The sequence below is a fragment of the Selenomonas sp. oral taxon 478 genome (genome assembly GCF_001189555.1).
In the GTDB taxonomy this organism is placed as follows: domain Bacteria; phylum Bacillota; class Negativicutes; order Selenomonadales; family Selenomonadaceae; genus Centipeda; species Centipeda felix.
In genome coordinates this window covers 1,488,673-1,500,505 of the sequence record NZ_CP012071.1, presented here as the reverse complement: position 1 = coordinate 1,500,505, position 11,833 = coordinate 1,488,673, and the positions used below count along the sequence as shown (strand labels likewise).

6 protein-coding genes are annotated in these 11,833 nt (G+C 59.1%); all 6 read right to left on the bottom strand.

From position 1 onward, the window contains the following. Positions 1-10: 10 nt before the first annotated feature. The gene (locus tag ADJ74_RS06990) at positions 11-928 is read right to left on the bottom strand and encodes an AEC family transporter (RefSeq protein WP_009442927.1); all 918 of its coding nucleotides are present in this window, start codon (positions 926-928) and stop codon (positions 11-13) included. A 48-nt stretch (positions 929-976) separates the two neighbouring features. Beyond that, entirely contained in the window at positions 977-3,805 is a 2,829-nt protein-coding gene (uvrA, locus tag ADJ74_RS06985; protein ID WP_050343015.1) for an excinuclease ABC subunit UvrA, read from the bottom strand. A gap of 13 nt (positions 3,806-3,818) precedes the next feature. Then, positions 3,819-5,861, bottom strand: coding sequence for an excinuclease ABC subunit UvrB (gene uvrB, locus ADJ74_RS06980; protein ID WP_050343013.1), 2,043 nt, complete (start codon positions 5,859-5,861; stop codon positions 3,819-3,821). Positions 5,862-6,003: 142 nt separating this feature from the next. Next, positions 6,004-7,152 carry an HD-GYP domain-containing protein gene (locus ADJ74_RS06975; RefSeq protein ID WP_050343011.1) on the bottom strand — a complete coding sequence of 383 codons (1,149 nt, stop codon included), beginning with the start codon at positions 7,150-7,152 and terminating at the stop codon, positions 6,004-6,006. 51 nt (positions 7,153-7,203) lie between these two features. Next, positions 7,204-9,675 (bottom strand): leucine--tRNA ligase, encoded by a 2,472-nt coding sequence (gene leuS / locus ADJ74_RS06970; protein ID WP_050343009.1) that lies wholly within the window; start codon positions 9,673-9,675, stop codon positions 7,204-7,206. Between the two features lie 37 nt (positions 9,676-9,712). Further along, positions 9,713-11,818, bottom strand: coding sequence for a methyl-accepting chemotaxis protein (locus ADJ74_RS06965; RefSeq protein WP_050343007.1), 2,106 nt, complete (start codon positions 11,816-11,818; stop codon positions 9,713-9,715). Between the last annotated feature and the right edge of the window lie 15 nt (positions 11,819-11,833).

The window sequence follows — 11,833 nt, the reverse complement described above, 5'->3', positions numbered from 1 at the left end:
TACCTCCCTGTCAAATTCCCGTAATCATCGACACGAGCGGTATCGTCGCCACGGAGATGACTGTCGAGAGCGCGATGATCTCCGTCATGAGCGGATAGGCGACCTTGTTGTAGAGCAGGGCGACCATCGCCACCATGCCGCCCGTCGGCGCAGCGACGATGACGAGGCTGCAGCCGAGGATGTAGGGATTCGTGACGAAGAACTTCATCGCAAAGAGAATAGGGATCGGCAGCACCACGGCCTTGAGAAAGGTGTAGACGAGCAGCTTGCGGTCGGTCAGCATGTGGCGCATGTGGATATCCTTCAGCGATGCGCCGATCATCATCATCGCGAGCGGCGCCGTCATCGCACCGACCATCGTAAACGCCTGCAGGAGGAGCGGATTTGTCGGAATCTCACCGAAGTAGATCACGCAGGCGATCAGCGAGGCGATGATGCCGGGATTCAGCAGCATGCGCACCATCTCAAGACCGCGCTGTTTATGAATGCTGATGGAGGAAACGCCGTAGATGAAAAAGAGCAGATTGACGGGAATGAAGAACAGCGTCATATAGACGACCGCCTGATCGCCGTACACCCCCTGCACGAGCGGCAGCCCCATGAAGAGTGAGTTGTTGAACCAAAACGAGAGGTTCACCGCACCGCGCAGACGTCCGCGATAGCGCAGGAGAATCGGCAGCAGGAAACCGGCGGCGCACATCATCACGAGGAGAATGGCGTAGTCGAGATAGGTGTCAATAACCTGCGCCAGATCCATGTGCTCCTGTGCGTGCATCGCTGAGGAGATGATGAGGCAGGGGCACGCGATATTGACAATCAGGGAGGAAAACTGCTCCTGATTGTTCGGAATGATGATCTTGTATCGGCGGGCAAGCGCCCCTGCAAAAATCATCAGAAAGAATACGATCATCTGCCCTAAAATCAGCATTTCTACATTACCTTCTTTATTTCAGTTATTTCTCTTTCATGCAAGCCATCAATGTTTTTCTTCCAGCAGGGGGTTGAGGAACTGCCCCGTATAGGATGCCTTCACCTGCACGATCTCCTCGGGCGTTCCCTGGGCGACAATCGTGCCGCCGCCCGTGCCGCCCTCGGGACCGAGGTCGATGATGTGATCCGCCGTCTTGATGACGTCAAGATTGTGCTCGATGACGACCACCGTATCGCCGCCGTCTACGAGCCGCTGCAGGATGAGGAGCAGCTTGTGGATATCCGCCGCATGCAGCCCCGTCGTCGGCTCGTCGAGGATATAGAGCGTCTTTCCCGTGCTGCGCCGCGCCAGCTCCGTCGCGAGCTTGACGCGCTGCGCCTCACCGCCCGAGAGCGTCGTCGCAGGCTGTCCGAGGCGGATGTAGCCGAGCCCCACGTCGCGGATGATCTCGAGCTTGCGCGCGATGCGCGGCACATTCGCAAAGAACTCCACTGCCTCGTCAATCGTCATGTCGAGCACCTCGGCGATGGTCTTGCCCTTGTAGTGCACCTCGAGCGTCTCGCGGTTGTAGCGCGCCCCCTTGCAGACCTCACAGGGAACGTAGACATCGGGAAGGAACTGCATCTCGATCTTCAGGATGCCGTCACCCCGGCACGCCTCACAGCGTCCGCCCTTCACGTTAAAGCTGAACCGCCCCGCCTTATAGCCGCGCATACGCGACTCGCTCACCTGACTGAACAGCTCGCGGATCGCATCGAACACCCCCGTGTAGGTCGCGGGATTCGAGCGCGGCGTGCGTCCGATCGGCTGCTGATCGATGTTGATGACCTTGTCGATATGCTCAAGCCCCTTGATCTTCTTGTGCTTGCCGGGCTTTCCCTTCGCGCGGTAGAGCCGCGAGGCGACACCGCGATAGAGGATCTCGTTGACGAGCGTCGACTTGCCCGAGCCGGACACGCCCGTCACAAGCGTTAGCGTGCCAAGCGGAAATTTCACATTGACATTCTTCAGATTGTTCTCCGCCGCACCCACGATCTCCAGAAAATAGCCGTTTCCCCTGCGCCGCTCTGCGGGCACGGGGATGAACTTTTTGCGTGAGAGATACTGCCCCGTGATGGATGCAGGATTCTTCATGATCTCTGCCGCCGTTCCCTCTGCAACCACCTCGCCGCCATGCTCTCCTGCGCCGGGGCCAATATCAATGATATGGTCGGCGGCGTACATCGTATCCTCGTCATGCTCCACAACAATGAGCGTATTGCCGAGGTCACGCAGATGCCGAAGGGTCGCGAGCAAGCGGTTGTTGTCGCGCTGATGCAGCCCGATGCTCGGCTCATCAAGGATGTAGAGCACCCCCATCAGCCCCGAGCCGATCTGCGTCGCGAGGCGGATGCGCTGTGCCTCTCCGCCCGACAGCGTCGATGCCGCACGCGAGAGCGTCAGATAGTCGAGTCCCACATCGAGGAGAAAATGGAGGCGTGCATGAATTTCCTTCAAAATCTCTCCGGCTATTTTTGCCTCACGCGGCGTAAAATCCTGCTCTGCCTCCGTTAGAAACGCATCTGCCTCACGAATCGTAAGGGCCGTGAGTGCGGCGATATTCTTCCCGCCGACCGTCACGGCGAGCGCCTCGGGCTTCAATCGCGCCCCGTGGCACGCCGAGCACGGCGTATCCGTCATATAGTCCTCGTAGCTCTCGCGCATCTCCTCTGAGTCCGTCTCGCGATAGCGGCGCGTGAGTGCGGGCAAAACGCCCTCGTACGGGACATGGTATTCCTTCTCCTCGCCGAACATATTCGTGTACTGGAAGGAAACATACTCATCCGCCCCATAGAGCAGCATCTTCTGCGTCTTCTTGTCGATGCGGTTCCACTGCGTATGCGCATCGTAGTCATGCGCCGCCAGGAGTGCTGTGATCGCCCGCATCCCATAGGAGTTCGGGTTTTTCGAGAGCGGTGCAAAGACACCGTCTGCCACGCTGAGCGTCGGGTCGGGAACGACGAGCGCAGGGTCAAACTCCTTGTGACTGCCGAGCCCCGTACAGACGGGGCACGCGCCGAATGGGCTGTTAAATGAAAACATGCGCGGTGCGATCTCGGGCAGTGAGATGCCGCAGTCCACACAGGCGAAGTTCTCACTGAACATGAGGAGATCGCCGTCCACCACCTGTACGTAGACCACGCCCTCACCTGCGTGGAGCGCCGTCTCCAGCGAGTCTGCCAGACGGCTCTCCATGCCCTCGCGCACGACGAGGCGATCTACGACGATCTCAATCGTGTGCTTCTTCTGCTTTTCGAGCGCGATCTCCTCGCCGAGATCATGCAGCTCTCCGTCGATGCGCACGCGCACATAGCCCTCGCGGCGAATCTGTTCGAGCACCTTCTTGTGCTCGCCCTTCTTGCCGCGCACGAGCTGCGCCATGATGAGGAGCTTTGCTCCTGAGGGCAGCTGCATGATCCGATCCACCATCTGATCGACGCTCTGCTGCGTGATCGGCTTGCCGCAGTTTGGGCAGTGCGGGCGTCCCGCGCGCGCATAGAGCAGGCGCAGATAGTCGTAGATCTCCGTCACCGTCCCTACCGTCGAGCGCGGATTATGGCTCGTCGTCTTCTGGTCAATCGAGATGGCAGGCGACAGCCCCTCGATGTTGTCCACATCGGGCTTGTCCATCTGCCCAAGGAACTGCCGTGCGTAGGCGGACAGCGACTCCACATAGCGGCGCTGCCCCTCGGCATAGATCGTATCAAATGCGAGCGAGGACTTCCCCGAGCCGGAGAGCCCCGTCACCACAACTAATTTATCGCGCGGTATCTGCACTGTAATATTTTTCAGATTGTGGGCGCGTGCCCCCTCGATCTTGATGTATTCATTCATTATCTGTATGTCCTTATTTTTTCTTCTTCGGCAGTTCGCCCTCGAGCTCGACGATCATATCGCGCAGCTCTGCCGCACGCTCGAACTCCAGCGCACGCGACGCCTGCTGCATCTCGCGCAGAAGACTCTTGACGAGGTTCTCGCGCTCCTTTTTGCCGAGTTTTTTCTTTGCCTTGCCGTCCTTCTTCCCGTACGGGCTCTTATCCTCAGCCGCGACAAGCGTCATCTCGATGAGCGGGACGATGGGCTTGACGATGGTCTTCGGCACGATGCCGTGCTCCTCGTTGTACTCCTGCTGTATCGCACGGCGGCGCTCCGTCTCGTCGATGGCGCGCTGCATCGAGCCCGTGATGACATCGCCGTACATGATGACGTGCCCGCCGGCGTTGCGGGCGGCACGTCCGATGGTCTGGATGAGCGCGGTGTCGGAGCGCAGAAAGCCCTCCTTGTCCGCGTCGAGGATGGCGATGAGCGAGACCTCCGGCATATCGAGCCCCTCACGCAGGAGATTGATGCCGACGAGCACGTCGAACTCGCCCGCTCTCAGGTCGTGGATGATCTCCGCACGCTCGATGGTCGCGATGTCCGAGTGGAGGTAGCGCACCTTCACCCCCGCCTCGCGTAGGTACTCGGTGAGGTTTTCCGCCATGCGCTTGGTGAGCGTCGTGACGAGGACGCGTTCATTGCGCCCGATGCGCAGGCGGATCTCGCCCATGAGGTCGTCGATCTGCCCTGCGAGCGGACGCACCTCGACCTCGGGATCGAGGAGTCCCGTCGGGCGGATGATCTGCTGGGCGACCTGCTGTGCCTGCTGCATCTCGTATTTTCCGGGCGTCGCGGAGACGTAGACGATCTGATTGATGCGCGCCGCGAACTCCTCGAACGTCAGCGGACGGTTATCGAACGCAGACGGCAAACGAAAGCCGTTGTCCACGAGTGAGACCTTACGGCTGCGGTCGCCGCCGTACATGGCGTGAATCTGCGGCAGAGTCACGTGGGACTCGTCGATCATGATGAGGAAGTCCTCAGGGAAGTAGTCGAGGAGAGTGTACGGTGTCGCGCCCGGCGCACGGTGCGTGAGGTGACGCGAGTAGTTCTCGATGCCGGAGCAGTAGCCCATCTCCTGCATCATTTCGAGGTCATAGTTCGTGCGCTGCTCCAGCCGCTGTGCCTCAAGGAGTTTGCCCTCACCTTTCAGTACGGCAAGCCGCTCCTCAAGCTCCGTGCGAATGTCAGCCATGGCGATCTTCATATCCTCATCGTCCGTGACGTAGTGGGACGCCGGAAACACCATGGAGTGAAGCCGCTCGCCGTAAACCTCGCCCGTCGTCACGTCGAACTCGATGATGCGCTCCACCTCGTCGCCGAACATCTCAATGCGCACGCCGCGGTTGTTGTACCCTGCGGGAAAGATCTCAATCACGTCGCCGCGCACACGGAAACGTCCGCGCTCAAACGCAATATCGTTGCGCTCGTAACGGATGGAGATGAGCTTCTGCAGGATCTCCTCGCGCGTGATTGTCTGCCCCTTGTGCACGGAGAGAACCATCTCGTGATAGCTCTCCGGTGAGCCGAGACCGTAGATGCACGAGACGCTCGCCACGATGATGACGTCGCGCCGCTCAAAGAGCGAACAGGTCGCGGAGTGGCGCAGCTCATCGATCTCATCGTTGATCGACGCATCCTTCTCAATGTAGGTATCCGTCTGGGCGATGTACGCCTCGGGCTGGTAGAAGTCGTAGTAGCTGACAAAGTAACCGACGTAGTTGTCGGGAAAAAATGACTTGAACTCACTCGCGAGCTGCGCGGCGAGAGTCTTGTTGTGTGCGATGACGAGGGTCGGACGCTGAACGTGCTCGATGACCTTCGCCATGGTGTAGGTCTTTCCCGTGCCCGTGGCTCCGAGCAGCACCTGTGCCGTCATGCCGTTCTCGATGCCGCCGGCAAGATCGGCAATCGCCTGAGGCTGATCGCCCATCGGTTCAAACGGTGCGACGACCTTGAACGGGATCTCCCCCTCGAACTGCGTTGTATTAAGTTTTGGCACCATCGCCATGCGTTCCCCTCCTTCACGAAAAGCTATTTTTTCATTATATCGCATACGTCAAGGGGTACAATGGAAGCGCAGAATTTTTCCCTATCTCATCAACGATTTCCATGAAAAAAGCACCCATACGGGTGCTTTGAGCATCATCCGTTTACAGCTTGCTGACATCGCTCGCCGTCATGATCTCGACAACGGTGAGATCCTTGACGGTATTGAGGTCGATGAAGCCGCCATCTGAGAGCTGGATGACCGGCATCGCCGTGACGCGTGACTCGTCGACGTAGACGATGCGTCCTGCTGAACCGTCCGAGAGACGGAGCCAGCAGCCGTTGAGTGCGGCATTCATCTTGCGCATGAAGAGAACGGCGTACTCCGAGTCAAGCTTTCCGTCCAGTACGTCGGCATAGAGTACCTTGAACACCTCGAACGGGGAACGCTTCGCCGCGTAGCTGCGGCTGGATGCCATCGCATCGTAGCAGTCGAGGATGGCGAGCACCTTGCCGAAGGTCGTGATCGCATCCCCCTTCAGCCCCGAGGGATAACCCGTGCCATCGTCGCGCTCATGATGCTGGATGATGCCGTTCATGAGGTCGGTACGTCCCTCGAGCTCACTGTTCTCCACGATTTTGAAGCTCTCAACAACGTGATTCTTCAGGATGTCGAATTCCTCCTCGGTCAGGAGGCCCTTCTTCTCGAGTAATTCCTTCGGAACCATTTGCTTGCCAATATCGAGGAAGAGCCCGGCGAGTACCATGTTCTGACGGTCGATGCCCACGAGGCCCATCCACTTCGCCATAAGCCCACCGAGGATGGCGAGATGTACGCAGTGATGCAGGTTGTAGTTGCCCCCCTGATTCATGCTGTACATCATGGAGACGGCCGTTGCTCCCTCCTTGTAGAGGTCGCGCAGACGGCCGCTCGACATCACGTCCTGCAGGATGCTCATGTTGAGCTTTCCGGTCTCTGCTGCCTCGGCAAAGAGTTTCTCCATCTCGCCGTAGACGTAGCGATAGTCCTCTTCGTATTTGCTGTCCAGTTTGATCTCGCGCTCGGGAGCGGGACCACTGCCGATAACGGCTGCCTTTTCCGCCTTGACTGCCTTTTCCTTCTGAACGGCGGCGATAATGCTGTCCTCATCGACATAGACAGAGGCGATGCCCTTTTTCTTGAGCAGCTTGATCGTCTCTTTGTCCAGTACCGTGCCGCCCTCGACGAGTACGTTCTCGCTGTCACCATCATAAACCGTACGGCCAATCAGCATCTCCGGCAGCAGGCTTCGTACTGCAAACGCTTTCAGCATAATGTTCTCTCTCCCTTATCTTCTGATGTTACTTTTCCCTGACGTTACACCTTACTTCACAACAATATTGACCAGCTTGCCGGGGACACAGACAACCTTGACGATGGTCTTGCCCGCCGTGAGTTCCTTCGCACGCGGCAGCTCCGCTGCGAGCTGCTCCAGCGCCGCACGGTCAAGTCCCGTGGCGACCTTGACGCGGTCGCGCACCTTGCCGTTGATCTGCAGGACGATCTCTACCTCATCCTGCACGAGTGCCGCCGCGTCGTACTGTGGCCACGTCTCTGCGTGAACGTTCCCGCCGAAGAGCTGTGCCCACAACTCCGCCGTGATGTGCGGTGCAAACGGCGCGAGCATCCGCACGAGTGCGCTCGCCGTCTCACGCGCGAGCCCCGGCGTGAGCTCCTTGTCCTGAAATGCGTAGAGCGCATTGACCAGCTCCATGATGGAGGAGATCGCCGTGTTGAACATGAAGCGGTCGCGCACGTCCTCCGTGACCTTCTTGATGGTCGCGTGGAGCACGCGGCGCAGCTCCGTCTCCTCTGTGCTGAGCGTTGCTGCATCGTAGGACGCAGGCGCGCCCTTGATCGTCTCTGCGAACTGTCCGAGGATACGCCACACGCGCCCGAGGAAGCGGTACGCCCCCTCGACGCCCTGATCGCTCCAGTCGAGGTCACGGTCCACGGGCGCGGCAAAGAGGATGAAGAGCCGTGCCGTATCCGCTCCGTAGCGGTCGATGATCTCCTCGGGCGAGACAACGTTGCCGAGCGACTTCGACATCTTCGCGCCGTCCTTGATGACCATGCCCTGCGTGAGGAGATTCGTGAACGGCTCGTCGAAGTCGAGCATCCCTGCGTCACGCAGTACCTTCGTGAAGAAGCGTGCATAGAGGAGATGCAGGATCGCGTGCTCGATGCCGCCGATGTACTGATCGACGGGAGCCCAGTAGTTCACCTTGTCGCGGTCAAAGGGACGCTCCGTGTTCTTCGGATCCGTATAGCGGTAGTAGTACCACGAGGAGCAGATAAACGTGTCCATCGTATCCGTCTCGCGCGTCGCATCGCCGCCGCACTTGGGACATTTGCAGTGGAGGAAGTGCTCGCTCGACGAGAGCGGCGAGACTGCTCCCTGCTCGAATGAGACATCCTCGGGGAGACGCACGGGCAGCTCTGCCTCCGGGACGAGTACCTCGCCGCATTTTGGGCAGTTGATGATGGGGATTGGCGCACCCCAGTAGCGCTGGCGTGAGATGAGCCAGTCGCGCAGGCGGTAGTTGACGCGGCGTTTGCCGTATCCCTGTGCCTCCGCCTCATCCATGATCGCCTGCATCGCCGCGTGCATCTCCATCCCCGTGAACTTGCCGGAGTTGATGAGGATGCCTTCCTTTTCGGTATATGCCGCTGTCATGTCCTCGAGACACAGCTCTCCGTCCTTCGGGCGGATCGTGAGGATCTTGCGGATGCCGTATTTCTCCGCGAACATCCAGTCGCGCTGATCCTCCGACGGGACGGCCATGACCGCGCCCGTGCCGTACTCAAAGAGGACGTAGTTCGTGACCCAGATCTCGACCTGCTCCCCGTTGAACGGATTCGTGCAGGTAATCCCTGTGAAAATACCCTCTTTTTCCGACTCGCTCGAGGAGCGCTCAATATCGGACTGCTTTTTGACGCGCGTACAGAACGCACGGATCTCCTCTGCCTTGTCGCTGACGGCGCAGATCTTCTCTACGAGAGGATGCTCGGGTGCGAGCGCGACAAAGGTCATGCCGAACACGGTGTCGGGACGCGTCGTGTAGACGGGAATCTCCGCATCGAGCGCGGGCGCAGGCAGGCGGAACTCAAGGCCCTCGCTGCGTCCGATCCAGTTGGCCTGCATCGTCTTGACGCGCTCGGGCCAGCCCGGGAGTTTGTCGAGATCGGCGAGGAGCTCATCGGCATAGTCCGTGATCTTGAAGAACCACTGTGCGAGATCCTTCTTGTGCACCTCGGACTTGCAGCGCCAGCACTTGCCGTCCTCGACCTGCTCGTTCGCGAGCACCGTGCCGCAGGTATCGCACCAGTTCACGGATGCTTTTTTCTTGTAGGCAAGCCCCTTTTTATAAAACAGCTCAAAGAGCCACTGCGTCCAGCGGTAATAATCCTCCCGGCAGGTGATGACCTCGCGGTCCCAGTCGTAGGCAAGCCCAAGCGCACGCTGCTGCTTCTCCATGTTCGCGATGTTCGCATACGTCCACTCCGCCGGATGCACCTTGTTCTTGATCGCTGCATTCTCGGCGGGCATGCCGAAGGAGTCAAACCCCATCGGGTGCAGGACGTTGTACCCCTCCATCGTGCGGAAGCGCGCAATCACATCGCCGATCGAGTAGTTGCGGACATGCCCCATGTGAAGTTTTCCCGACGGATACGGAAACATCTCAAGCGCGTAGTACTTCGGTTTCGTCGCATCCATCTCCGTGTGGCAGCTGTGCTCCGTCTCCCAGATCTTCTGCCACTTTGCTTCAATCTCCTGCGGACAATATCTCTCCACTCTACTCGAGCTCCTCCCAAATATCAAATGCCATTACTTATCGAATGGAGCGGAGCACCGCATCCAATTCCTCCACGCGTTTCGACAGTGCCGCGCCAAGCGCCCCTGCCCTCTCCAGCGAGCCACTCGAATGACGGATCGCATCGACACCGCTCGCGAGACTGCTCTTCATATCCGTCACGCGCCCGTCAAAGTCCTGCTCGAAGTCCTCGACCTTCGTATCGAACTCCTGATTCTGCGCGAGCATCTGATCGATCTCGTTCACATCATGCAGGAGCTCGCGGATCGCCTCATCGGACGCCTCCAGCCGCTCGCGTGTATTCTCGGAGAGCTTGCGCACCTCTCCTGCGACGACGGCGAACCCGCGTCCCATCTCGCCCGCACGTGCCGCCTCGATGGCGGCGTTGAGCGCGAGCAGGTTGATCTGCGCGGAGATCTCCGTGATCATGTGCATGACCTGCTCGATCTTTTTCGTACTCTCGGTCAGATGCTCCAGCTTCGGTGTAATCGAAGCATTTCGTGCGAGCAGTTCCTTCGTCATATTGCCCTGATCGCCGATGCCGTCGCTCATCTGGTTGACGAGCCCGGAGACGTTCTCAACGCTCTCCGCCACATGCTCCATGACATCCGAGAGTCCCATCATCTGCTGACGGTAGCTGTCAAACTCCTGAATGATCCCCTCACGCAGATGCGCGATGATCGCGCGTCGGCTGATCTCATGCTCGAGATACGTCTTCTGGTACAGCGCGTACTTCGACGGGAAACGATCCATATAGCCGTCACTGAACATACCGCCAGAGAGCTGATAGAAGAAAATTGCCGTCAGCGTCTCATTAATGTGCAGACCGGCAATCTCCCCAAAGGCAGAGAACCCCGCGATTGGCATCCCATCGAAGAGATCCGCTCCTGCGAGATCTGCGGCAAAGGTCAGGCGCCGCAGGATGCAGTCGTTCAGCACTGCGCCGATCGGCGCCGGCTTGCCCTTTGCGTATGCGGCGTACTCATCCTTCAGCGTCTTGACGAAGTTCTCCCGCCGCATGAGGAAGATCTCCTCACCCGCCGTAATGTCACAGTAGAAATGGAACCGCTTTTCCGCCGCGTCAAACTGCTGCAGCGAGCGGATGAAATACTGCTTGCCGACGTGCGAGGCAAAGGTATAGCCGGCAAGCGCATCACTGAGTGCATTCACGTCGGAGACATGGAGATGCTCCATCAGTACATCGGCAAAGGGCACGGGATGCCCCTCTGCGTCGGCAACCGTCTCCACCGTACGGAGCGTCGCATCCGATCCGATGATCGTCCACTTATCCCCCGTCGGCTCTGCCGCCTGAGTCTTGAAAATAGAGTAGCGGTAATCATCGGCAAGCCGAACAACGAGCACGACGGCGTGATTCTCAAGTACCTGTTTCCCGTTGTAGATATAGGTGTGGGAGAAATCGAGCGCGCCGCTCGCGCTGCCGCCGATGTAGGGGCAGGGCAGGAACTCGCTGTCATAGAGTGCCTTCAGCACGAACGACTCGCACGCCGTCACGCCGTCTATATAGACAAAGGCAAAGGTATTGTCAAAGCGCACGGGGAATGGAACGCGCTGTGCGTCAACCCCCTCGCGGATTCTCTTAATGCGCTCGTCAGGGGTCAACTCCACCGTACCGCGCCGTATGTCCTCGTTGTGCAGGGGAATTGTCATCATGTGGGTCTGCGCGATCATGCGCTTGCTGTAGACCTGCAGCAGCACCTTTGCGCGTCCGTCCTTCGCATCCATATAGTAGGAGCGTGTCCCCGGCGTATGTGTCAGCTCCCCGCACGAGGAGATGAGCAAAACCTGAACATCGGGAGGTGATGCTGTCTGTACTGTACGCGCAATCTCCGCCATGGGGAGATCGGACGAGACGAAGCCGAGCACAATCGCAGGGCCGCCCGGCACATCGTAGAGATCGCGCAGACGCTCTGCCGTCAGCTCGCTGCGCGAGAGATAGGCAGACTTCATATCGCCTGCGCCGACGCTGCCGAGTCCCGCGAACGGCACACGCGGCTTTGCGGCGGACGCTCCCTGCTGTGCACCTGCTGCCACCAACGGTTTTGCTGCAATGCGGTCAGCGAGCGAAACCTCCGCTTCCTTCTTTTTATCAAAGAGCCCAAACATAAACATTCCTCCCTA

Excerpts from the sequence above, each read along its gene's own strand:
- ADJ74_RS06990 (WP_009442927.1), bottom strand. The coding sequence starts at position 928 with ATGCTGATTTTAGGGCAGATGATCGTATTCTTTCTGATGATTTTTGCA.
- uvrA (WP_050343015.1), bottom strand. The coding sequence starts at position 3,805 with ATGAATGAATACATCAAGATCGAGGGGGCACGCGCCCACAATCTGAAA.
- uvrB (WP_050343013.1), bottom strand. The coding sequence starts at position 5,861 with ATGGCGATGGTGCCAAAACTTAATACAACGCAGTTCGAGGGGGAGATC.
- ADJ74_RS06975 (WP_050343011.1), bottom strand. The coding sequence starts at position 7,152 with ATGCTGAAAGCGTTTGCAGTACGAAGCCTGCTGCCGGAGATGCTGATT.
- ADJ74_RS06965 (WP_050343007.1), bottom strand. The coding sequence starts at position 11,818 with ATGTTTGGGCTCTTTGATAAAAAGAAGGAAGCGGAGGTTTCGCTCGCT.